This window comes from Acidithiobacillus ferridurans (genome assembly GCF_003966655.1).
Taxonomy (GTDB): domain Bacteria; phylum Pseudomonadota; class Gammaproteobacteria; order Acidithiobacillales; family Acidithiobacillaceae; genus Acidithiobacillus; species Acidithiobacillus ferridurans.
The window spans coordinates 2628487-2652015 of record NZ_AP018795.1 but is presented as its reverse complement, the minus strand read 5'-3'; the positions used below and the strand labels follow the sequence as shown (position 1 = coordinate 2652015).

The following is a 23529-nucleotide window of genomic DNA, read 5'->3' as shown; positions in this document are numbered from 1 at the left end:
GTACAGCAAACCACTACAGCTTGTAACCATGCGACGACTATCAAATCTTGCGTTTAATCAGGAGTTCCCTGAAGCCTCTGGTCTGTCCGGTATCCCTTCGGATAACCAGGTTCGGATTGCTCGGGATACCGGCAATCCCTATGATCGGGATGCGGTGGGGATCTGGCTTGGGGGGCACCCGAAAACGCCCATCGGTTGGCTCTATCGCAAAGACGGCAACCGTGATGCCGTGCTGCAAAAGCTTGACGCTGGGGGAGAGATCTCGGGGCACATCGAGCAACGCATCCGCAGAAGAGGTGAGAAGCCAAGGAAAGTTGTGGTATTTTGGCTATGAAGGGTCGTTGATCCAGAATCTGATTTATGTGGAGCCCAGAGGGAAGGAGGATGCCTGACGACCGCAATGCCTTGAAGAAGGATGCACACACCGAAGACTTGGTGCCATCGTTGAATCGGACTACTCCATGCCGCATGATCGGTGGTAAAATCGCGGGGAGTCGGGGCCAGCTTGAACGGCAGTTCAAGACTGGAAGCGGTCATTCGCAATCCTGCCGAATCCATTAGCTACAAATCAGCATCAAGTTTTTTTACCTGAAGTTTCACGCTTTTTCAGCGCATTATTTTTCTTTTTAACCAAAATTGCCGACATATAATTGTGTTATATATAGATTAACTAAGTCAATTAACGCGCCATTTGAAAACCAGATTTTTTATAATTATTCGATAACAAACAATCTGTTAGAAGTGAACAGAAGCGCTTTTTGTGATATAATCAGGCCTATCAACTCGCTGATTATAAAACGGAAGAGGCCCTGTTCAATGTCCATGCTACGCGATTTGCTTATCCCTTTTCAATCCGCTTTTTCAAAAGCCAGGCTCGGTCGGGAGAGGGCGCACTGGTTCATCTTTACCTTGCTGGCGGTCATCGTGCCCTTTACCTCATCCATGAGTTCCTGTGATTCCTGGTTCGGCAATAATGGCCTGTGGGGGCCACTGCAGCACAGCGGACAACCCGTGCATCTGCTCTCCCGTTTGCGCAGCAATACAGCCCTGTACGCGCGGCCGGAGGCTCCGAGCCAAACGACCCAGGGGCGGCCCCGCAAATACGGACACCGCTGCGATTCGGTAGGTGATCTGGCCGCACCGTTCTGCGATCAGGCGCGGACCTATACTGTGCTACTCTATGGCAAGCAGCGTGAGGTACGCGCCTACGATCAGATTTTCATGCTTAAAAATCTGCGGTGCCCCGTACGAGTCGTCTGGGTTTTTCGCAAAACCCAGTGGGTGGCCTTCTTCACTACGGACCTGACCCTCTCGGTGACTGAGATCATCGAATACTATGGTGCCCGCTGGAAAATCGAAGCCGGTTTCAAGGAAATCAAACAAGATATCGGCAGCGCTCGCAGCCAGACCCGTACCGCCGATGCGGTCACCAATCATCTCCAGTTCTGCCTGATGGCCACCACCCTGACCTGGATTTATGCGGACCGTATGACCCCAGACCCAGAGCGCCGCCATAAAGTCAAAGGCCGCACCAGTTTCGCCTTCTCCGATGTCCGCAGGCTCATCGCGGACGAAGCACTCTCCGATCCTTATTCTGGGGTTTTGGCCAGATTATTGCCAACCCCTCCATAAATCATTCACACAAGCGCTCATGCGTATGGTGGCTTGAGGGTCGGCGCTCAGGGAAATATGAAATGCGGTGAAACTTCAGTTTTTACCCCATGCCGGGAAAAATCAGCTGCCTAACTCGCTAAAAGATCGCGACAATTGGCTGAGTGCGTTTTTTCTTGCATGTACATAGACGGCTAAGTATAATAAGGCTAACTAAATTCTATTTGGCAAGGAACGCTGATGCGGAACGATGCATTGCAGGAAAAATTTGCTCTGGCGCTGCACGATACTGCTCGGTCCTGGCGACACGCCCTGGACCGACGGCTCAAAAGTCTCGGCTTGAGTCAGGCGAGTTGGATGAGCATCGCTTTTCTGGCCCGTGCTAAAGAGCCTCTGACACAGACCGAGCTCGCCCATTGCCTCTCTGTCGAACAACCCACCGTTGTCGCGATGCTCGATCGTCTGCAGCGTGCAGGATTAGTGCGCCGTGAGATGGACTCGGCAGATCGCCGAATCCGCCGGGTGGTTCTTACGGAGCAGGGTCATGGTGTTTACGCCGAAGTGCGACGCATCGCCATTGATTTTCGTCACGAAAAACTCCAAAACCTGGATGAGGAAGCATTACGCCAAGCAACCACGCTCCTTCAGCATCTGCAGCAGGTTCTGGAAGAATCACCACGATGAGTATTGCAACAGCCGGAGTTGATTCTCCGGGTCTGAACCGCCCGCTCATCACTCTCGCCATTATGCTGGCGACCATCATGCAAACGCTGGACAGCACCATTGCTAACGTGGCTCTGCCGCACATGCAGGGCAGCCTGTCGGTTTCGCTCAATCAGATTGGTTGGGTGCTGACTTCTTACATTGTGGCCACCGCCATTGCGACGCCCTTGACCGGCTGGCTGGTGGACCGCTTCGGACGGCGCAATATTTTCCTGGCCTCGGTAGCCGGTTTTACGCTGGCCTCCATGTGGTGCGGCATTTCGACCTCCCTGGCGGAGACTGTCATTGCCCGGGTGTTTCAAGGGGCATTTGGTGCGGCACTGGTGCCCTTGTCGCAAACCACACTGCTTGACATCAATCCCCGCGAAAAGCAAGGCTCTGCCATGGCGCTCTGGGGCATGGGAGTGATGGTCGGCCCCATCGTCGGCCCCACTCTGGGTGGCTGGCTGACCGACAGCATAGGCTGGCGCTGGGTGTTTTTTATTAATGTGCCGGTGGGCATGCTAGCCCTTTGGGGTATCTGGAAATCTTTCCCAGCTGATAAACCAGGGCGGCGCATGCGCTTTGATATGGCGGGTTTTGTCAGTTTGAGCTTGGCCATCGGCGCGCTGCAGTTGATGCTTGACCGTGGCCAGCATCTGAACTGGTTTAGTTCGGTAGAGATTTGGGTAGAGGCTTATCTCGCCGGCTTTGCCGCCCTGTATTTTATTTGGCATACCTGGCGGACGCCATCGGAGCAGTCCTTTTTCGACTACCGACTGATTCTCAATCGGAATTATGTCACAGGATTGCTGTTTATCTTTATTGTTGGGCTGGTCCTCTTTGCATCCCGCGCCTTGATTCCAACTATGTTACAGGATTTGATGGGCTATACCGCCGAAGCAGCCGGCTGGGTAACCGCCCCGAGCGGGCTCGGCACCATGTTGGCCATGCTTATTGTCGGCAGATTGGTCGGAAAAGTGGATTTACGCGCGTTGCTAGCTATCGGTTTTGGAATCACGGCCATTTCATTATGGCAGATGCAGAATTACAGTCTGGTGATTAGTGAAAGTAACGTGATCTGGCCGGGTGTCTGGCAGGGTTTGGGCCTCGGGCTGGTATTTGTGCCCTTGAGTACAGCGACCTTCGCTACCCTTAGTCCGGAAATGCGAGCCAATGGTACCGCCATTTACAGCCTGGTGCGCAATGTCGGGAGTAGTCTCGGCATTTCTCTGGTAGAAACGCTGTTGACGCGGAATACCCAAATCGCCCATGTAGCTCTGACCGCCCACATTGATGGCAGAAATCCCGCTTATCAAAATCCGGCCGTGGCGAGCACCTATGATCCGCATTCCGCTCTGGGACAACTTTTGCTGAATACTGAAATCACCCGTCAAGCTAGCATGATCGCCTATATTGACGATTTTTGGTTAATGCTGGTGATGACCCTCGCCATTTTTCCGCTTTTGCTGATTATTCGTTCACCCAAGCGGGATGTGACAAGATCAATGCCAGAACTGACAATGGAATAGCAAAGGAGATACCCATGTTCCAGAAAATTATGGTGGCTTTTGATGGTAGCGCTTCCAGCAATATCGCATTACAACAAGCAACAGATCTTGCCCGCCTGATGCAGTCAGAACTGCACCTGTTCGGCGTGATTGTCAACTCTGGGGGGATGGCTATTGGTCAGGCTGCGGGCGCGGAAGACATGCTGAGCAGGGAGGGTGAAGCGATCCGTGCGCAGCTGGCGGCAGTCTCAGAGTCTCTTCGGGCAGAGGGGCTGAAGGTCATGACCGAAGCCGTAGAGGGCCAACCTGCCGAAGCGATCGCCTATTACGCGCGACAGATAAAAACGGACCTGCTGGTGATCGGACATATTCCACAGTTTTCGCTGGGGCACTGGCTGCAGGGATCCGTCGCTAAAGCGCTTTTGCGGGAGTTACCTTGTAGTATTCTCGTGGCGAAATAGTTGGAATGTCAGCCTCTAAGCAACCCACCCTTGCGGGTTGGTGCTGTTCAGGCTAATGCAGATTTTTCCTTTCCAAGGTAAAAGTCCGTGGGGCCGTTTGTTTGAGGGATGAGCCGTATGAGCTAATTCCGCACGTACGGATCTGTGCGGGGCCGGTGGGTAACTACTGTCTTTACCGCGACCAACAGTGTAATCCGGAATATTTCGAAGAGTATATCCACATCTGTGTGCAAAGCTCCGTGGGGGCCACCGCATCAAAGATGTCCTGTTCTGTCCATCCAGGTTGCCGGAGTGTACTTATTTCGGGGTCAGCAACGGCATGGGGATGACGAACGGCACGAATTACATAGTTCAGGAAAATGTTTTCGCGACTTTCGAGCGGCCCATTGCGCGGGTCTTGCAATGGGGCCTAAAGGTTCTCTCGGCTCATTCCTGCGTTGAGTAACAAGGACTCACTAAAACCATTACAAAAACGGCAATGGCCATCTTCTGATAGAATGTAACGCAGCAGTGCCAGAAAATTGGCAGATAACTGGAGATGCTAGTGAAAATAACCCAGATACTGCATTTGTATGGCTAGAAGCTTTGAGCTAAGGTAATATCTGGATCTGAATCAGCGACTATTCATGCCGCGCTGTTGTAGGAAAGCCCGCATATGGGGTCGAGCTTCTCGACCCAACAACCCTGCCACTTCCTGCGTCCAATGACTGTCTTTGCGCGTAAAACTCCGGTGTAGATAGTACTCATTCATCCGCGCATCGTAGTGTGCAATATCCCCTGGGTCGGCAGTTTCATTATATCGATTTTCCTTGAGAACGACCGAGAGAGGAAGGCGTGGTTTTAAGTTGGGGTGTTGCTTTGGATAACCCAAGCACAACCCGAATACCGGATAAACTTGATCAGGCAGTTCCAGCAACGTGCTAATTTCCTGAGGATGGTTGCGTACCGCACCGATGTAACAGGTCCCGAGTCCCAGGGACTCTGCCGCAATGACACAGTTTTGTGCAAACAGTGCGACATCGACAGTGGCTATAATGAAGTGCTCTGTCATGCCAGCGACAAATTCTGTTCCGGCTCGATGACAAATGCCGGAGGAGCGATGTAGGTCCGCACAAAAAACCAGAAAAGCTCCTGCGCTACGTACATAGTCCTGATCTCCAGCCCAATGGGCAATTTGGCTGCGCAAATCAGCATCCGTGATCTGAAGTACGGTACAAGCCTGGACATTGCTGGAACTGGCCGCGTGTTGGCCGCAACGCACGATGTCTTGTACCAGTGCTACTTCGATGGGTTGATCGGTGAACTGTCGGATCGATCGATGGTTTTTTAATAGTGCAAAGGTTTCGTTCATTATGAACTCCAGAAAAAGGGATGCATACAGCACCTTGATCTTGATCGGCCGGCACCCCAAGCATAGAGTCGGCCATGTAGGCCCTCTTTCTTGACGGAGCCTCGGATCCTGACTAAGCTTAATACCAACTGATCGGTATGTAATTCTAGCCGCCTGGAGATCAAAATGAAAGTCGGATTTGTAGGATTGGGACAAATGGGTTCAGGTATGGCAGCGAGGCTGTTAGCCACCGGACAGGAACTCACCGTCTTCAATCGTTCCCCCGAAAGAATGCAGCCCCTGGTCGCTCAAGGTGCACAGGCCGCGCGGTCTCTTGCGGATTTTGCCGATAGCGATGTGGTATTCACCATGCTGGCAGAAGATCAAGCGGTAGAATCGGTAGTTTGGGGTGAGGGCAGGTTACTCCAATGTTTACGGCCGGGTGCGGTGCATATATCCAGCAGCACGATCAGCGTGGCTTTGTCTGCGCAATTGGCGGAGGCGCATGCGGCAGCCGGACAGGAATATATCTCTGCACCGGTCTTCGGGCGACCGGACGCCGCCGCCGCAGGCAAACTATTTCTGGCCGTGGCTGGGAGAAAGGAACTCATTGATCGCCTCCAAATATTGCTGGACGCGGTAGGACAGCGAACGTTTATTGTGGCAGCCGAGCCGGAAAAGGCTAATCTTGTGAAATTGAGCGGCAATTTTCTCATCGCTTCGGTAATCGAATCACTCGGCGAAGCCATGGCACTGGTGGAAAAGGGGGCATAAATCGCCACGCCTATCTGGAATTATTAACTTCCAGCCTCTTTAACATCCCGCTCTACAAGAATTATGGTGCCCTAATCGCTGACCGCAAATTCACGCCGCCGGGGTTTGCAGCACCCTTGGGTCAGAAAGATATCCGCCTGGTATTGGCTGCTGCCGAGGCGTTGGAGGTGTCCCTACCTTTCGCAAGTATCTTGCGCGATCGCTTCATTAGGTTGGCAGCTCGGGGAGGCGAAATCCGGGACTGGTCTGCAGTCGGCGGACTTGCTGCCGAGGATGCGGGCCTGTTGCCCAAGTCGTAACGGGCAACCTTGTCTTGAGCCATTACCGAGCCACTGCTATCCTACGAAGAACCGACTGTCTGGTATGTACAATGAGGTGCGGCGCATGTCCGAACTGAAATTCCATCCTTACAAACAACCAGCAGGAGGTTGGGGAGCGCTTCGCGCCTCCATGCAAAGCCTGCAACATCAAGGCATCTTGACCGAAGGTACGGCATTATTACTCAAATCCAACCAGGCAGAAGGTTTCGACTGCCCAGGCTGTGCCTGGCCCGATCCGGATGCCCACTCGACCTTTGAGTTTTGCGAAAACGGGGTAAAAGCCGTCGCCGCCGAGGCGACCAGAAAGCGCGTCACGGCTGAGTTTTTTGCCCAACACACGGTAAGCTGGCTGGCTGGTCAGAGTGATTATTATCTGGAGGAGCTTGGCCGCCTCACCGAACCCATGATTTATGATGCGACCGGCGATCATTACGTCCCTATTTCCTGGGCTTCAGCCTTCACAAAGATCGCTGCCCATCTGCAGGCCCTGAAATCTCCAGATGAGGCCATATTTTATACTTCCGGACGCACTTCCAACGAAGCCGCCTTTCTATACCAGCTTTTCGCCCGCGAGTTCGGCACCAACAACATGCCGGATTGCTCCAACATGTGCCACGAGCCAACTAGCTTAGGCATGCCGGAATCCATCGGCATCGGTAAAGGTACGGTAACCCTGGAGGACTTTGATTACACCGATACGCTCCTGCTCTTTGGGCATAATCCCGGCACGAATCATCCACGCATGCTCGGTACCCTCCGCGATGCAGCAAAACGCGGCTGTCGGATTTTGGTGTTCAACCCCCTGCGCGAACGGGGCCTGCAACGCTTTGTGAATCCACAGGATGCCGGAGAGATGCTGACCAATCACGGCACAGAAATTGCGACCCAGTACTACCAGCCGCGTATCGGGGGTGATTACGCCATTGCGTTGGGTATCGCCCGCTATGTACTAGAGCAGGGGACGCTGGATCAGGACTTTATCGACACCCATACGCAGGGCTTTGAAACACTCAAGACTATCGCGCTAGCAACGCCCTGGGCAGAAATCGAGACAGAAAGTGGTCTCAGTCATGCGCAGTTTATGGAAATCGGCAAAATCTACGATACCGGCAAGGCCAGCATCATCACCTGGGGAATGGGTATTACCCAGCACAAACATGCCGTAGCGACCATTCAGATGCTGGTCAACGTGCTGTTACTCAAAGGCAACATTGGCAAGGATGGCGCAGGCGCCTGTCCGATTCGGGGCCATAGTAACGTACAGGGTGACCGCACTATGGGCATCTGGGAGCAACCGGCAACAGATTTTCTGGATCGACTGGCGCAGGAGTTCGATTTTGAGCCACCTCGTGCCCATGGTTATGATGTAATCGGAAGTATCGCGGCTCTGGAAGCAGGACAAGCTAAGGTGTTTTTCGGCATGGGGGGCAATTTTGCCAATGCCACACCCGATACGACCCGGGTCCACGCGGCACTGAGTCAATGCGCGCTGACCGTCCACGTTACCACCAAGCTCAATCGCTCCCATATTGTGCACGGTAAAGATGCGCTGATCCTGCCCTGCCTGGGTCGCACCGAATTAGATGTCCAGAATGGTCATCCTCAGGGCGTTACCGTCGAGGATTCCATGAGCATGGTGCATATTTCTCAAGGGATGCGCGCCCCGGCCTCGTCGGCGCTAAAATCCGAATGTGCGATCATCGCCGAACTCGCCGAGGCAACCCTGCCTGAGAGCAAAACGCCCTGGCGGGAATTGGTAGAAGACTATGACCGTATTCGCGACCGTATTTCCCGTGTGGTAGCCGGTTTCGAGGATTTCAATGTCCGAGTCCATAAACCGCGTGGGTTCCACCTAGATTTGCCGCCCCGTTCACGGCGCTGGATCACCGCATCGGGCAAAGCCAACTTTATCGCCCAGAAACTCAGTGCCATCACCCAGGATCGTTTTAAACCCGAGACCTCCGCCCGGATTTTCAACTTGATGACGATCCGCAGCCATGATCAGTACAATACGACCATTTATGGTTTCGAGGATCGTTATCGCGGAGTGTCTGGAGCGCGTAATGTCTGCTTTATGCACTCCGATGACATTGCTGAACTGGGCCTGCAGGCAGATAGTCTTGTGGATATCACCTCTCACTGGATTGATGGTGAGCGAATCGCCAGAAATTTTGTGCTAATACCCTATGACATCCCCAAAGGTTGTGTGGCAGGTTACTACCCAGAACTGAACGTGCTGGTACCCCTGTCCAGCCATGCAGACCGCGCCAACACCCCAACTTCCAAGTCCATCCGGGTCACTTTTGCGGCGGTAGCTCAGAGTGGCTGAAGAAATATCCACGGAGCGCGGTACCGAGGATCTGGTCATCGCCCTGATGCAGGCGCTCTGTTCCGAGAAAGCACTCTCCCTCGCCAGGATCGGCAAACAACTCGATCTGCGACGAAGCCAGCTGGAGCGTTTACTCCTTTTGCTGGGTCATGACGAATGCTGGGGCGGTATGGGTTACGTCGCACAAGAGGAACAACGCGGTCGTCCGGTCATTACTCTTACCGAAAAAGGACAAGCATTATGCGCACAGATGCTGGACGCGATGGTTTAGGCTGGTCCCCGGCGACTGTACTCACCCATCACTGTGCGCCGGTTGCGCATGAGGAAGCTGTGCTCGAAGAGGCTGCTGTCTCCATCGTAATCAACGGCCAGCCTTATGCCGTGATGATGGTCACTCCCGATCATCTCGACGATTTCTTTCGAGGCTTTTTGTGGAGTGAAGGGCTTTTACAGTCACTCGACGAGATCATCGCTTGGGAATCGGTACGTGTCAGCGAAGGCTGGGCGATTTACCTGCAACTCAGTCCGCCCGCGGCACAGCGCGTCGAATCGAAACGCCGCTGTGTGATAGGCGGTAGTGCCTGCGGACTTTGCGGAACCCCCTGCTTTGCGGGGCTGGTGCCCTTCGCACCACTGCAACGCGCAGCGTTGACCGATGCAGAGTCCATCCATGACCTGCTAGCTCGGATGCAGCAACAACAAGCTTTGAACCGCAGTACGGGCACCGCCCATGCTGCCATTCTTGAGACACATCGGGGTGTTTTGGTCCGCGAGGACATCGGACGCCATAATGCTGTCGATAAAAGTATCGGCGCGGCCATCCAACAGGGATTAACCCTGGGTGACGCAACTGTACTCGGGGTTTCCTCGCGGCTCAGCTTCGAAATCGCGCTCAAGGCTTTAGGCTTTGGCATCCCGGTGGTAGCTGCTATTTCGGGAGTGAGCAGCTTCGCCATTCAGCTCGCAGAAAGTCACGGCCTCACGTTGATCGGTTACGCCCGGGACGGGCGCATGACCGTGTATGCACATGCTGAGCGGGTCCGCGACTGCGTCGAGCCGGTGCCTGTTCATTTCTGATTTCCCTTTTTCACTACGACCGGAGAAGTGTCCATGGATGTTCGTGCTGCTGTTGCTTATGGTGCCAACCAGCCCCTCGTTATCGAAACCGTTCAGCTCGACGGACCCCGCGCGGGCGAGGTGCTGGTTGAAATCAAGGCTACCGGCGTTTGCCACACTGATGCCTATACACTCTCCGGCATGGATCCCGAGGGCCTGTTTCCCACGGTGCTGGGTCACGAAGGTGCCGGTGTGGTGGTAGAAGTCGGACCGGGCGTCCGCTCACTCAAGCCCGGTGACCACGTCATTCCACTCTACACGCCGGAATGCCGGGAATGTGAATATTGTCTCAACGGCAAAACCAATCTCTGCCAGGCTATCCGCGAAACTCAAGGGCGTGGCCTCATGCCCGATGGGACCAGCCGGTTCTCGGCCCAGGGCAAGCCTCTCTACCACTACATGGGCACCAGCACCTTCGCTCAGTATACCGTACTCCCGGAAATCGCCCTCGCCAAAATCCGTGAAGACGCGCCCTTCGACAAAGTCTGCTATATCGGCTGTGGTGTGACCACCGGCATCGGTGCCGTTATTTACACGGCCAAAGTCCGGCCCGGCGACAAGGTCGTCGTTTTTGGTCTTGGCGGTATCGGGCTGAATGTGGTCCAGGGCGCCCGAATGGCGGGCGCGGATATGATCATTGGTGTTGATATCAACCCCGGCAAGCGGGCACTCGCCGAACAATTCGGGATGACCCATTTTGTGAATCCCAAAGAACTGGAGGGCGACCTGGTGCCCTATCTGGTAAGTCTGACCAAGGGCGGGGCCGATTATAGTTTCGAATGCATCGGCAATACCACGCTGATGCGTCAGGCTCTGGAATGCTGTCATAAAGGCTGGGGCACCAGCATCATCATCGGCGTGGCGGGCGCTGGCCAAGAAATCAGCACCCGGCCCTTCCAGCTCGTCACCGGCCGCAACTGGCGTGGTTCGGCCTTTGGCGGCGCGCGGGGCCGCACCGATGTCCCAAAAATTGTCGACTGGTATATGGAAGGTAAAATCCATATTGATGAAATGATTACCCACACGCTGCCCCTGGAGGAAATCAATACCGCCTTTGATTTGATGCACGAAGGCAAATCCATTCGTAGTGTGCTGACATTCTGAGCGCGCCCATGATCGATACTGAATTAGAACTTCTGGAGTCGCACGCCTGCTTCGGCGGTGTTGCGCAACGTTATCAGCATGTCTCGGCCAGTTGTCAGGCTCCCATGCGTTTTTCAGTGTTTATCCCACCGCACCAGAGCGGCGATAAACTACCGGTTGTCACCTTTCTGGCAGGCCTGACCTGTACCGACGAAACCTTCATGACCAAGGCTGGCGCCCAGCGCTACGCAGCAGAACTTGGGTTGATCTTGGTTGCACCGGACACCAGCCCTCGCAACACCCGTATTCCTGGAGAGGATAAAGACTGGGATTTTGGAAGCGGCGCCGGTTTTTACCTGGACGCCACCGAGGCGCCCTGGGCCAAGCATTATCAAATGCACCATTATGTGACGTCAGAGTTGTCGGCTCTCATCTCCCAACACTTTCCCATGAGCAGCCAGCGTCAGGGCATCTGCGGGCATTCCATGGGCGGGCATGGGGCCCTGGTCTGCGGTTTGCACCATCCCGAACAGTATCAATCCATCTCGGCTTTTGCTCCAGTTTCTGCCCCCAGCCAGACACCATGGGGTCAAAAAGCCTTCAGCCATTACCTCGGGCCAAACCAAAATCAGTGGCGCTGGTATGATGGACTGGAACTTCTTCAGGACAGTGCCGGGACCAACCATACCCCTATCCTGATTGATCAGGGGCGGGACGATCCTTTTCTCGAAAAGGAACTCAAAACCGAATGGTTAGGTGCGCTCAGAGATGATCGCCTGAGGCTACGCTGGCACGAAGGCTATGACCACAGCTATTTTTTCATTGCCAGTTTTATCAGCGACCATCTGGCTTTTCATGCGCAAATATTGCGGAGTTAGCGCCTGTGCTTGATGCGGCGGGGCACTAAGGCATAAGCTAGGCCTGCCCTTTGCCGTTATAAGCAGCTGGACTTTTTATTCCGCGCGTTCTATGTTTGGAACACGGAAGTTCTAAATCAGATCAAGCACACATTTGCGCAGATGGACGCGGTAGAGACGATTCGTTATCTGCAGAACGATCCCGCGCATAATTCCATTTCTATTGGGCGAGTAGAAACTTACCAGACAAAATGATACAAATTGTCGCATTTAATCATAAGGAACCCATATCAAAAATCCCATCCTTCAAAGCTATGTTGAGTTAGGTCTTGCATGCACGTGGAAGAAAACTCTTCTACTCGATGGTGATGATACGGATACGTTTTTAGCCTGTCCTGAGTGCGGTTCAAAAGCCATAACGCGCCTCTTTAGGACACCTATGCGCAGTTATGTGGTTAAAAACCCGTTTTCTGAAGGCACTAAAAATATCAGCAAGCCATGGTGGAGATTCTGGAAGTAATGGTGGATCAGATGGCGGTAAACGCTGCATGACTACCGATTCCTTTGGTATATTTTCACCCCAGATCGAGCATTTCGTCCAGTAAGCACATCTGGCGTGCTCCACGGTTCACCGCTTGGACATGGATCAAACCGCTCCCAGAGATCCCCAACAAGCGAAAGGACGCACCCTGGTGAACGGCTCGATCCTTCAGTTCTGTAGCAGGAACGCGATGCGCTACGTGCCGAATTGCGTGTACGATATCGACGCCGGAGGGTCTTGCTCACACCCTGGCTTGTCAGCGCTGGCACTCATGATTAGGTGGCGCCTACCCCTCTCTGGGTGTCCTGCATCTTGACCCTCAGATCAATGACGAGGTCGACCATGATCGATGCCGGATCCTACAAATTGGCCCTTACCCAACAACGACGAAAGCCAAGAGATCGTTCAGACTGGTCATCGTTGAATTTATCTCATCACCATATATCGATTATCCTATCTTATCCCATTTGCATTTCAGGCATAGTATGGAGATTTCAACAGAAGGAGTGCGCCATGTTGTTACGTCTTTCGTTATTTGAGTAGGAGTGTGCCGCTTTATCCCACGGTCATTCGGAGGGATTTGGAGAACGGCTTCTTGTAGAGGGTGGGATGCAGAGGATGTAGAAAGGGCGGAATCTCCTTTGTTATCGTGGGAAGTGAACCAGACTTTCACGACAACCAAACCCATAGGAGGTCCGCCCTTGCATCGTATCGTAGCAGGTATCCCCACCCTTAAGCATCACTGCGACACCCTGGCCCGAGATTCTGAACGCTATCGCCCCACCCAATGCCCGCACTGTGGCCTTGGCCATCCCTGGCTGCATGGCCATTACACCCGCAAGGCCGATCGGACGACTTCCGGGCAGGAGAATCCCGTTCCGATCTCCCGTTTCTTTTGCCGCAACTGTGGGCACACCTGTTCCCGCTTGCCTTCCTGCATCGCGCCGCGGCGCTGGTACGGTTGGGCATTGCAGCAGACGGTCTTGATGCTGTTGTGGACGGGCCTTTCCCTCTATGCGATCAGCAGTCTCCCGGCCCTGTTGGATACCTCGCCGCCATGCCGCAGCACCTGCCGCCGCTGGTGGCGATGGTTGCAGGGTGGCGGTGCAGAATTTGAATTTCGCCTGCGCAGTGCTTTTCCCGATTGGGGCCGGGCGGTGGGCTGGCCCGATTTCTGGGTGTCAGCGCTCCGGCAACGGTCCCTTTCCGCCATCATGACCTGGCTCGACCATCATGCCGTCAGCGTCCCATGATATGGATGCAGCGGATCTCCGCGAAACGAGCGCCTTCCCCATAAAAAACCGACCCCACACACTTTAGTCACTGCCATTACAGAGCCCATTCTGGTGGCATGGGGGTCCCTTTTTTTTGCAAGGAATGCCCATCATGACCCAGATCGACCCCATCGCCCTGTTCCGCCTGTCCGTACTGGGCCCGCTGATCAGTCGGCCCCTGCAACGCGGAGAGTTTCAGAAGACCCTATGGGAGCTGGCCGGGCGGGAGTACGCCATTCCCGGTTCAAGGCGTACTCGTCTGAGCCATAAAACCATTGCTGGCTGGTACTATGCCTGGCGTAAAGACAGTATCGACGGGCTGTCTCCCCGTCCACGCCGGGATCAGGGGCAATCCAAACTGGCAGCCGAGATTCAGGAGGCCATTCTCCGGCTGAAGCGGGAGAATCCCCGCCGCTCCCTGCTCCAGATCCTGCAGGCCCTGGAGTCTACGGGGCAGGTGTCCCAGGGCACGGTTTCCCGTTCGGCCATCCATCGTCTGTTACAGCGTCATGGGCTCTCCCGACCGGCGGGTGCGGCCAGCGAGCCTGAGGAGAAGCGCAGCTTCGTCGCGGACTGTGCCGGCGCCATCTGGTATGGCGACGTGATGCATGGCCCGCAGATATCCCTCCACGGAAAGCCGCGCAAAGTGTATTTGGTCTCCCTGATGGATGATGCCTCGCGGCTCATCACCCACAGCGCTTTCTGCCTGGGCGAGACGGCGCTGGATATCGAAGGAGTACTCAAGCAGGCCCTGTTGAAACGCGGGGCGCCCTATAAGCTGGTCGTGGATAACGGGGCCGCCTATCGCTCGGGCTCCCTGCAAGGGATTTGTGCCCGGTTGGGGATATCACTGATCTACTGTCGCCCTTATACCCCAGAATCCAAAGGGAAGATCGAGCGCTGGCACCGGACCTTCCGCGATCAGTTTCTGACCGAACTGGACACGCGCCGGATCCGCGATCTGGACGATCTCAATGCGCGGCTGTGGGCCTGGCTGGAGCAGGTTTACCACCAGCGGCCCCATGGGGGTCTGGAGGGCCTGACGCCCTTGCTCCGCTACCAGCAGGACCTGCCCCGGATTCGCAGCCTCGGCATCCAGGCGGCCCACCTGGATGCGCTGTTTTATCACCGCGAGCCCCGTAAAGTGCGCAAGGATGGGACCGTCTCTTATCTGGGGCAGTTCTTCGAAGTCCCCTATGCGCTGGTAGGCAAGACCGTCACCCTCGTGGTCGACGCCCATGCCGGCCGGGTGGTGTCTGTAGAAAGCGCCGCAGGAGAAGATCTGGGCCGGGCCACGCCCCTGGACCGGGAAGCCAATGCCCACCGCAAGCGCCATCAGCCGGGTGCAGCCGATACGGCCGTGGAAGAGCCTGCCGATTCGACCAGCCTCGTGGAAATCGCCCATAAGAAGTATTACGGGGAGGATGAGCAATGAGCCAGGTCCTCCAGCACTTCGGCTTTACCCGCCTGCCTCTGGACAAGGATACGGCGGAGCTCTGGGATGATGGTGCCCTGGCGCCTTTGCGGGAACGCTTCCAATGGCTTCTACAGTCTCCTGGCGTGGGCCTGTTGACCGGCGAGCCCGGGGTGGGCAAGACCACGGCCTTGCGCAGCCTCACCGCGTCGCTGAATCCGCACCGTTATCTGGTGATCTACCAGGCGGATACGGACTTCGGACGGATCGACATCTACCGCGGGCTGGCCCGGAGTCTGGGGGTCGAACCCAGTTACCGTCGGGCCCAACTTTGGAAGGACATCAAGGAGCATATCCATGACCTGATGGACCACAAGCAGGTCCTCCCCGTCTGGGTCATCGACGAGGCGCAGAACCTGCCGCTCGAATTCTTCCGGGACTTCCCGGCCTTCCTGAACTTCGCCTTCGATTCCCGGAGCATGCTCACCGTCTGGCTGGCGGGCCATCCGCATCTGGCCCAGACCCTGGACCGGGTGCCCTATGCCGCCCTGGCCAGCCGAATCCAGGTGCGCATCCGCCTGGCACCGGTCCTTGAACGGGAACGCTTTACCGCCCTCGTCCTGCACGCCCTGAAATCCGCCGGATGCCAGCACACGTTGTTATCCGACTCCGGACTGGAACTTCTCCGCCAGGCATCCAAGGGATTCCCCCGGCAGGCCGGCAACATCCTCCATACCGCTCTGCGTCTGGCCGTCCCCAAGGGACTCAACCATCTGCCCGATGATCTGCTGCAAGCGGCTATCGAGGCGTTGCGATGAAAGCCCATGACGAAATGGATGAGGCAGAGGCGCTGATGGAAGACTGGTCGCTGCTGTTCCCGCCGGATCTCTCCGATGAAGCGGCGGCGGCCCTGAGTCAGTTCGTCACGGCATTGTCCAGCCTGATGGAAAGCCGTTATGGGCGACAAATAAGCCACTCCCGGCACTGTCCCCCTCAAGCGCAGAAAGAGCCCTTCTGACGATAGCCATCCCGCGCGGGACAGCCATCGCTGTCCCGCGCTTCTCCGAGTGCGTGTTCTTGCCGAAAGACCGTGGGATAACCCCGTCGTTTCGACCTCAAACAGCTTGGGATAAAGCACCTAATTTATTGCGGGACGTAACACATGTCACCGAAAGAATCCCCGCAAAACGGTCGCCAATCCCTCGGCAATCTTGCACCAAAGCTCGCTGAAATCACCGACACCGTGCTTTTCGGCGATATCTGGGAGCGACCATCCTTGTCCAAACGGGACCGCAGTCTTATCACCTGTGCAGCGTTGGTCGCTCTGGGAAAGACGGAGCAAATGGCCTTTCATTTCCCTCGCGCCCTGGAGAATGGCGTGACGTCGGAGGAACTCATCGAAGCCATCACGCACCTCGCTTTTTACGCCGGATGGCCCAGCGCCGTGTCGGCAATCAACCAGATTCAAGAGCTGGTAGCGGCGGGCATAGTGGCACTATAGGAGGAAACATGGAATATCGTCGATTGGGGCGCAGCGGCCTGAAGGTTTCTCCCTTGTGCCTGGGGGCCATGATGTTTGGCGGAATCAGCTCCGAAACGGTCTCCCGCGACATCATGGCGCATGCCCGCGAGGTCGGGATCAATTTCCTGGACACCGCCGATGCCTATAGTCAGGGGGAATCCGAGCGGATCATTGGGCGTGCCATTCGTGGAGAACGGGATCGGTGGGTGGTCGCCAGCAAGGTGGGTTACCCATCTGGGATCGACAGTCCAACCGGCGCTGATCTATCCCGCAAATATATTCTGAAAGCCGTAGAGGAAAGTCTTCAGCGCCTCGGCACGGACTACATCGATCTCTATTACCTGCATCACGATGACGAAAGCACGACCCTGGAAGAGACTATGCGCACCCTGGCGGATCTGCTGCATCAAGGAAAGATCCGGTACTATGGGGTTTCCAACTTTCGCGCTTGGCGACTCGCGCAAGTCGCGCACCTGGCGGACGCGCTCGGCATCGATCGTCCGGCGGCCTCCCAACCTCTGTATAACGCCATGAACCGGATGGCAGAGAATGAATTGATCCCTGCCTGCCAGTTCTATGGCGTTGGCGTTGTACCCTATAGCCCCCTCGCCCGAGGGGTACTCACCGGGAAATATCTCAACCTGTCGGAATTGCCTGAGGGCAGTCGTGCGGCTCGTCAAGACCGGCGTATCCAACAGACCGAACTCCGTCCCGAATCCTTGCAGTTGGCCCAGCGGATCCAGGTACATGCGGTTCAGAAAGGGAGCACGGTCGGGCATTTCGCCCTCAATTGGGTGCTGCATAACGCCCTGATTGATTCGGTGATCGTTGGTCCCCGTACGCTGGAACAATGGTTGGACTACTTGGCCGCTCTCGAGGAGGCTTTTGATGCTGAGGACGAGGCGCTGGTCGACCAGTGGGTTGCGCCTGGGCACCCTTCGACTCCAGGGTTTACGGATCCCCAGTATCCGGTGACCGGGCGAATCCCGCGAAATGTAGTATTCACACATCCCCAAGGAGGTATCGGATGACGAGTCATCCTATCGAAGGTAAGGTCGTGGTCATCACGGGCGCTAGCAGCGGGCTGGGCGAGGCTACTGCCCGCCACCTCGCTGAACTTGGCGCCATCGTGGTTTTGGGCGCTCGTCGCAGAGAACGGATTGAATCCTTGGCCGATCATCTGCAGCAGCAAGGTCAGCGGGCACTGGCGATGGTCACCGACGTGACCGAAAGGGCACAGGTGCAGCGGCTCGTGGACAGTGCGGTGAAGACCTTTGGCCGGATAGACGTCATGATCAACAACGCTGGCCTCATGCCCAGTTCCCCCCTGGATCGACTGAAAGTGGAGGACTGGGATCGGATGATCGACGTGAATATTAAGGGCGTCCTCTATGGTATCGCCGCGGCCCTTCCGTACATGCAGCAGCAAAAGTCTGGGCACATTATCAATGTGGCATCGGTGGCGGGCCACAAAGTTCGGGCGGGCGGGGCAGTCTATGCGGCGACCAAACATGCGGTCCGCGCCCTGTCCGAGGGCCTGCGCCAGGAGGTAAAATCCTACAACATTCGCACGACCATCATTTCTCCTGGCGCGGTGGCTACGGAATTGCCGGACAGCATCACTGAGCCCGATGTTGCCGAGGCCGTCCACAAGGTCTACGAAGTAGCCATTCCGGCATCCGCCTTTGCCCATGCGGTGAGCTACGCGATAAGTCAGCCAGACGATGTGGACGTCAATGAAATCCTGTTCCGTCCGACGCGTCAGGAGTTTTAGGGTTCCCTGCAGTTTTGAAACATCAGGGGGGCATGAGCATCGGTCGTTGGGGTCATAAGTTAGACCGGACAAGCAGATGTTGATCATGGTCAGTACCGCAGCCCCCTGAACGGCACTGCGGCGCAAGTCAGCCAAACACCGATAGGCCAAATCTATCGCCTCATGGCGATGACTGCCGTCAACCAACTTCCGTGTCGTGTATGCTATGCTTTGTGAAGGTAAAGCGAGAGCGTTTGGTTGTCCAAAAATGAGGTTTGCATGTTCAAGAAGATATTACTGGCCACTGATGGCAGTGAGGCTTCAGAGGCCGCCGTCGCCAGTGCGTTCAGCCTTGCGCGGGAGTATGAACTGGTCCTGCAGGTCATCACTGTGGTTGATATCTACGGCGCCTATTACGCAACGCCAGAGTCCATCCGGTTTCTGTGGCAGGAAGGCCAATCCTTGCTGGATAAACTGGTGCAGCGGGCGGCAGAGGTAGAGGTCACCATTGAGACACACCTGCTGGAGACCGATGTAGGTGGCAAACATATCAGCGACATTCTTTTGGCCGAGATCGCGCGGCAGCAAGCTGATCTTATCATCCTGGGTAGCCATGGTCGTCGAGGCATTACAAAGTTCCTGATGGGGAGCGTCGCCCTCGCCATCTGCCAATCAGCTCCTTGTTCAGTTTTCATCGCACGCAACTGAGCGTATGGAGATGTCGACCGACGCCGACCCGATAGGCGCGGAGAATTTGCCAACACCCCATCTGCTTGCCATCACGATAGCGGTGATGACAGCCATTATCCTGAATGTGCTGGACATCACCATCGTCAATGTGGCCCTTCCTCATATGGAAGGCTCCCTGCATGCCAACAGCAATCAGATCACCTGGGCATTGACCACCTATATGCTGGCGATGGTCATAGTAACCCCGCTGACCGGGCTGCTGGTGGAACGTTTTGGTCAACGCCATCTCATTCTTTGGAGTATCGCTGGTTTTCTGCTCTGTTCGGCACTGAGTGGCCAGTCCCATAGTCTTCCGGAAATCGTCCTTTGGCGGTTTTTGCAGGGTGTCTTTGGCGCCTCTCTTGTTCCGGTTGGTCAGGCGATATTAGTGCAAAGCTATCCCCGGGAAAAGCGAGGCATCGCTATGGCCACATTGGGTATGGGCACCATGCTCGGCCCCATTATCGGCCCGGTTTTGGGTGGTTACCTGACGGAAGATCTGTCTTGGCGCTGGTGCTTTTATGTGAACTTACCGATTGGCGTCATCGCCCTGCTGATGTTGTTTTTTTATGTGCCGGATTTTGGCCGCAGTGATCATCCTCGGCATCTCGATTTCTTGGGGCTTTTCTGGATGACCTTGGGCTTGGGTGGGCTGCAGCTAATTTTGAGTCTGGGAGATCAGGACGATTGGTTTAGCTCCCGTTTCATCGTCGCAACTGCTGTGGTCGCAAGTTTGGCTTTCTTTCTTTTTGTGGTCCGTAGCCTCAGCGTGCGTGATCCCGTAGTCGATCTGCGTCTGCTGGCTGATCGGTCATTGACTCTGGGGAGTCTGGGGATAGGCCTTTTTGGTTTGGCTCTCTATGGCACAATGGTAGTTTTGCCTATCTATCTGCAAAGCTATATGGGCTATGAACCTCAAACAGCCGGCCTGGTAATGGCGCCTCAAGGCATCGGTTCCTGGATTTCCATGTGGCTTGCCGGGCGTCTATTAAATCGAGGGGCGAGTCCGCGACTCATGATCATCGCCGGTGTGAGTTTGGGTGTCCTGGGAACCTGGTTGAGCTTGCGTTACAACCTGAAGATCAGCCCAGCCTGGATTGTCTGGCCTGGGGTTTTGCGTGGTTTGGGCATGGGTTTGGTCTCCATCCCACTTTTCACCCTGGCGTTTACCACCCTTAGCAAGGCCCATACGCCGGCTGGTTCCGGAATCTTCAACCTCATGCGCAACCTGGGAGGATCGGTGGGAATTGCCGTTGTCTCCACGATTCTTACGGAGCAGGCGCAGGTGGCCTGGAATCAGATGGGTGGCCACATAAACCTGTTTCACTCAGCTTTGCAAAGCTATCTGCGGGCTGGAGGGTTGACAAGGGGGCCCCTGGCTTGGCAAATCGTTGGCAGAGAGCAGGGGCGTCAGGCCGCCATGCTTGGTATCCAGGACGCTTTCGCATTTCTCCTGCTGAGTTTCGTTGCCATCCTACTCATCGTGATAGGTATGCGCCCGGCGGAGAGGCCATAGGCGTTTTCGGCCAGATGGCAACAAAAGCAGCATCGGTGATGGAGGTCACTCATCGACAAAAGGGCCACTCAAAATACCAGTCCGCTGGTACCAGTGCCCGTCTGGCGCTAAAAGCTTCCCGAAACAGCGGTTGGTGGCCACTGTCTCGGCCCGCGCATTGATCGGCCGGATGTGGGTACGGGTACTCCAGCCGGGTAAAAAGCCCCAGCGCATGGGCACCAACTCCAGGCCGAGATCCATGCTGATGTCCTCAACAAGACAGAAGAACTGGTTTCTTTCGCAGGCTTCAAATATAGACGGTAACTGGCCATATCGGCGACCACATCCCAGACCATCGTTAGCGACACAGCAATCACTGCGCGAGTCGGCTGGCCCCCTGGTCCATCCTCTCCCTCAGCAGGCAACCCAACCTACAGGGTGGCCATGCTGTTTTACCCACTCAAAATGTCGAGGAGCCTAAAAATTGGGCGCTTCGGTTCACCAAGTAAGAACGCGGCCAGCCGCGACTAAAGAAGGTAACGCTGCACTGGGGGTGAGAAGCGGAATGGGCTTGCTCAGATCATCGGCCGTCATGCCATTGAGCTCCAGAGATTGCAAGCAGCCGATAATGCGCACACCGTTATCTTCAGCCAACTTCATGAAATCCGCTACGCTCTTCCCGCCTGGCATCGGAAAGATGGACTCAGCTTTGCCCTTGCCCAGCAACTCTGTAGCCGGGCCGGTGAAGTACATAATCACATTCTGCTCCGCGGCCGCTGCTGTAGCGGCAAGGAAAAAAGCCGATGGCAATCGCTTGGGATTCTCAGGTCCGGCGATAAGGACTATAACAAGATCTGCAACTTGTGCTTCAGGCATTTGGTAATCTCCTATATTTCAGATAAAAGCTCTCTAATACAACCCAAATTTAGCATCTAATGAGTACTTTCCTGCCCCGGTGACGTACAATAGAAAGCATCCGCCTATAATGCTTATATTTTTGTAAAAATTGATTTCAGCCTCAAAACGGTCCATGCCTGTCATGGTCCAGTAATGATGGCCTATCAACGCTGTTCCTAGGGTATAAACAGCTAACAATACAGCTAACGGCCTGGTGAATGCCCCTAACGCTATTGCCCATGAAACAAAAAACTCCATGAAAATGGCAACTAACGTAGAAATTGTCGGCATCGGAGCTCCCACTTGCTGCATATAAGCAACTGTCCCTGAGTAGTTTGTCAACTTATCCAACCCAAAAATGAGAAACAGCAAAACGAGTAGGAATCTGGCTGTCATAATTACTTCGTCTTTTATTTTATCTGAACCGAACGTATTCACTGCTATTCTCCTAGGCATATTGGAGCTTGTAAATAAGTGGAAATGATGCGTACTAGACTAACCTGCCTTCCTTCATATCTTCAAAAGCCTGGTATATTTCCTCGGTTCTCCGCTGTTTTGAGTGGGTAAGTTGAAGACCGCAGACCCGATTTTGGGGCCGCGCCAATCTCTGGTCGACTGCTGCCCGCGTTCACGTGACCGGAACTTCTAGGTAAGGCATTGGCGCGGAACCACTTGTTTAACAACGGTATGTTTTGGTCTACAAGGTGAGTGTCGGCGGCGATTCACGATGTCCATACAGCGTCCCATGCATCCCTTACCTGGTCCCATGGGGACTGGATCTACCCACTCGATCTGACGAGGAGCCATTTCCTCCCGAGTATTCATGACAAATGGTCCATGCTGGACAAATGGCTCATGCAACGGCCGACCCGCAATCAGCAGGTGGCCTGTCCAGCCACAATACGCTCAATCGTCCTCGCGCGACGGACGGATTCCGATGGCAAGCCGATGTTCTCCATGGGTTATCCATTCAGCTTTTGAGTAATTTCGGCCACATGACGCCCCTGAAAACGGGCGATGGCCAGTTCGTTTGCACTGGGTTGACGGCTGCCATCTCCTTTGGATAGTGTCGTGGCACCGTAGGGTGTACCTCCGCTGATCTCGCTCATGTTCATCAGTTCCTGGCAACTGTAGGGGACACCAACCACGATCATCCCCTGATGGAATAGGAAAGTGTGGAAAGAAGTGATGGTAGTTTCCTGACCACCATGCTGCGTGGCCGTACTGGCAAAAACGCTGCCAATCTTGCCGACCAGTTTACCTTCCTGCCAGAGATTGCCGGTACGGTCGAGAAAATTACGCATTTGCCCGCTCATGTTACCGAAGCGTGTAGGGGTGCCGAAAATGACCGCATCATAATCTGCGAGATCATCGGGGTGCGCCTCCTGTGCGACTTGGTCGGTTTTGGCGTGAACAGCAGCCAATGTCTCTGCTGGCAAGCCTTCCGGCACCCGCTTAATATCCACTGTCACGCCGGAGACATCCCGTGCGCCTTCGGCTATAGAACCGGCCATGGTTTCGATATGCCCCCAAAGGCTGTGATATAGCACCAGTATTTTGCTCATGAAGGTCTCCTCATGTTGGCCAACGTCCTCCAAGAGTAGAGACATTCAGTATATCTTGTAAAGTAGGTACCTCAAGGTAACTAAATGAGCATTTCGAGATAGAGGGAACATGGCCTAAGGAGCAGGGATTAGCTTCCTGCTTCAGCTTGGAACTGGATAGATTTGGGATGCTTGGACAGGACAAATAGACGACCGGTGGCTGCAACAGCCTGCTGGGATGAATCAACAAGCCACCATTCTGATTC

At 55.1% G+C, this 23529-nt stretch carries 26 protein-coding genes; 20 read left to right on the top strand and 6 right to left on the bottom strand.

The genetic code is table 11. From position 1 onward, the window contains the following. Positions 1-816 precede the first annotated feature (816 nt). From AFERRID_RS13690 to AFERRID_RS13675, 4 genes are all read left to right on the top strand, one after another. Positions 817-1632: an IS701 family transposase gene (locus tag AFERRID_RS13690; protein ID WP_197722449.1), complete on the top strand. Its 816-nt coding sequence runs from the start codon at positions 817-819 to the stop codon at positions 1630-1632. A gap of 219 nt (positions 1633-1851) precedes the next feature. Then, the gene (locus AFERRID_RS13685) at positions 1852-2295 is read left to right on the top strand and encodes a MarR family winged helix-turn-helix transcriptional regulator (protein WP_126605502.1); all 444 of its coding nucleotides are present in this window, start codon (positions 1852-1854) and stop codon (positions 2293-2295) included. After that, positions 2292-3845: a DHA2 family efflux MFS transporter permease subunit gene (locus AFERRID_RS13680; protein WP_126605501.1), complete on the top strand. Its 1554-nt coding sequence runs from the start codon at positions 2292-2294 to the stop codon at positions 3843-3845. The genes AFERRID_RS13685 and AFERRID_RS13680 overlap by 4 nt, the downstream gene beginning before the upstream one ends. Before the next feature lie 14 nt (positions 3846-3859). Then, the gene (locus AFERRID_RS13675; protein ID WP_126605500.1) at positions 3860-4285 is read left to right on the top strand and encodes a universal stress protein; all 426 of its coding nucleotides are present in this window, start codon (positions 3860-3862) and stop codon (positions 4283-4285) included. A 613-nt stretch (positions 4286-4898) separates the two neighbouring features. On the opposite strand, the gene nfsA is transcribed toward AFERRID_RS13675, so the two are convergent. Beyond that, positions 4899-5636 (bottom strand): oxygen-insensitive NADPH nitroreductase, encoded by a 738-nt coding sequence (nfsA, locus tag AFERRID_RS13670; RefSeq protein WP_126605499.1) that lies wholly within the window; start codon positions 5634-5636, stop codon positions 4899-4901. A gap of 165 nt (positions 5637-5801) precedes the next feature. Between nfsA and AFERRID_RS13665 the strand changes: the two genes are divergently transcribed. The 16 genes from AFERRID_RS13665 (at position 5802) to AFERRID_RS13595 (ending at position 20843) form a co-directional block, all read left to right on the top strand. Next, positions 5802-6389 carry an NAD(P)-dependent oxidoreductase gene (locus AFERRID_RS13665; protein WP_232027601.1) on the top strand — a complete coding sequence of 196 codons (588 nt, stop codon included), beginning with the start codon at positions 5802-5804 and terminating at the stop codon, positions 6387-6389. After that, a complete protein-coding gene (locus AFERRID_RS15790; RefSeq protein WP_331251194.1) occupies positions 6311-6688 on the top strand; it encodes an NAD-binding protein in 378 nt (125 codons plus the stop codon). The genes AFERRID_RS13665 and AFERRID_RS15790 overlap by 79 nt, the downstream gene beginning before the upstream one ends. An 85-nt stretch (positions 6689-6773) precedes the next feature. Next, a complete protein-coding gene (locus AFERRID_RS13660) occupies positions 6774-9038 on the top strand; it encodes an FdhF/YdeP family oxidoreductase (protein WP_126605498.1) in 2265 nt (754 codons plus the stop codon). Then, positions 9031-9309: a hypothetical protein gene (locus AFERRID_RS13655; RefSeq protein ID WP_232027599.1), complete on the top strand. Its 279-nt coding sequence runs from the start codon at positions 9031-9033 to the stop codon at positions 9307-9309. Before AFERRID_RS13660 ends, AFERRID_RS13655 begins: the two co-directional genes overlap by 8 nt. Beyond that, positions 9279-10115 (top strand): formate dehydrogenase accessory sulfurtransferase FdhD, encoded by an 837-nt coding sequence (gene fdhD / locus AFERRID_RS13650; RefSeq protein ID WP_126605497.1) that lies wholly within the window; start codon positions 9279-9281, stop codon positions 10113-10115. The genes AFERRID_RS13655 and fdhD overlap by 31 nt, the downstream gene beginning before the upstream one ends. A gap of 33 nt (positions 10116-10148) precedes the next feature. Continuing rightward, positions 10149-11258, top strand: coding sequence for an S-(hydroxymethyl)glutathione dehydrogenase/class III alcohol dehydrogenase (locus AFERRID_RS13645; protein ID WP_126605496.1), 1110 nt, complete (start codon positions 10149-10151; stop codon positions 11256-11258). A gap of 8 nt (positions 11259-11266) precedes the next feature. Then, positions 11267-12115: an S-formylglutathione hydrolase gene (gene fghA, locus AFERRID_RS13640; protein ID WP_126605495.1), complete on the top strand. Its 849-nt coding sequence runs from the start codon at positions 11267-11269 to the stop codon at positions 12113-12115. Between the two features lie 1221 nt (positions 12116-13336). After that, positions 13337-13888: a DUF6431 domain-containing protein gene (locus AFERRID_RS13635; protein ID WP_126605494.1), complete on the top strand. Its 552-nt coding sequence runs from the start codon at positions 13337-13339 to the stop codon at positions 13886-13888. A gap of 133 nt (positions 13889-14021) precedes the next feature. Continuing rightward, on the top strand, positions 14022-15344 hold the full coding sequence (locus AFERRID_RS13630; RefSeq protein WP_126605493.1) for a DDE-type integrase/transposase/recombinase: 1323 nt from the start codon (positions 14022-14024) through the stop codon (positions 15342-15344). Then, a complete protein-coding gene (locus AFERRID_RS13625; protein WP_126605492.1) occupies positions 15341-16141 on the top strand; it encodes an ExeA family protein in 801 nt (266 codons plus the stop codon). The genes AFERRID_RS13630 and AFERRID_RS13625 overlap by 4 nt, the downstream gene beginning before the upstream one ends. Then, the gene (locus AFERRID_RS13620) at positions 16138-16341 is read left to right on the top strand and encodes a hypothetical protein (RefSeq protein ID WP_126605491.1); all 204 of its coding nucleotides are present in this window, start codon (positions 16138-16140) and stop codon (positions 16339-16341) included. The genes AFERRID_RS13625 and AFERRID_RS13620 overlap by 4 nt, the downstream gene beginning before the upstream one ends. A 144-nt stretch (positions 16342-16485) precedes the next feature. Beyond that, the gene (locus AFERRID_RS13615) at positions 16486-16824 is read left to right on the top strand and encodes a carboxymuconolactone decarboxylase family protein (protein ID WP_126605490.1); all 339 of its coding nucleotides are present in this window, start codon (positions 16486-16488) and stop codon (positions 16822-16824) included. Between the two features lie 8 nt (positions 16825-16832). Next, positions 16833-17876, top strand: coding sequence for an aldo/keto reductase (locus AFERRID_RS13610; RefSeq protein WP_126605489.1), 1044 nt, complete (start codon positions 16833-16835; stop codon positions 17874-17876). Next, positions 17873-18619 (top strand): SDR family oxidoreductase, encoded by a 747-nt coding sequence (locus AFERRID_RS13605; protein ID WP_126605488.1) that lies wholly within the window; start codon positions 17873-17875, stop codon positions 18617-18619. Before AFERRID_RS13610 ends, AFERRID_RS13605 begins: the two co-directional genes overlap by 4 nt. 258 nt (positions 18620-18877) lie before the next feature. Next, a complete protein-coding gene (locus AFERRID_RS13600) occupies positions 18878-19306 on the top strand; it encodes a universal stress protein (RefSeq protein WP_126605487.1) in 429 nt (142 codons plus the stop codon). A gap of 10 nt (positions 19307-19316) precedes the next feature. Next, positions 19317-20843 (top strand): MDR family MFS transporter, encoded by a 1527-nt coding sequence (locus AFERRID_RS13595; protein WP_226832934.1) that lies wholly within the window; start codon positions 19317-19319, stop codon positions 20841-20843. A 45-nt stretch (positions 20844-20888) separates the two neighbouring features. Here the strand turns inward: AFERRID_RS13595 and AFERRID_RS13590 are convergent, their stop codons facing one another. The 5 genes from AFERRID_RS13590 to wrbA all read right to left on the bottom strand — a co-directional run bounded on the left by AFERRID_RS13590 (position 20889) and on the right by wrbA (position 23284). After that, positions 20889-21083 carry an SOS response-associated peptidase family protein gene (locus AFERRID_RS13590; protein WP_226832933.1) on the bottom strand — a complete coding sequence of 65 codons (195 nt, stop codon included), beginning with the start codon at positions 21081-21083 and terminating at the stop codon, positions 20889-20891. A gap of 237 nt (positions 21084-21320) precedes the next feature. Next, entirely contained in the window at positions 21321-21698 is a 378-nt protein-coding gene (locus AFERRID_RS13585; protein WP_126605485.1) for a DsrE family protein, read from the bottom strand. A gap of 33 nt (positions 21699-21731) precedes the next feature. Further along, entirely contained in the window at positions 21732-22157 is a 426-nt protein-coding gene (locus AFERRID_RS13580) for a DoxX family protein (RefSeq protein WP_197722448.1), read from the bottom strand. A 207-nt stretch (positions 22158-22364) separates the two neighbouring features. Then, positions 22365-22580 (bottom strand): pirin-like C-terminal cupin domain-containing protein, encoded by a 216-nt coding sequence (locus AFERRID_RS16285; protein ID WP_197722447.1) that lies wholly within the window; start codon positions 22578-22580, stop codon positions 22365-22367. Positions 22581-22681: 101 nt separating this feature from the next. After that, on the bottom strand, positions 22682-23284 hold the full coding sequence (gene wrbA, locus AFERRID_RS13570; RefSeq protein ID WP_064219855.1) for an NAD(P)H:quinone oxidoreductase: 603 nt from the start codon (positions 23282-23284) through the stop codon (positions 22682-22684). Positions 23285-23529: the final 245 nt, after the last annotated feature.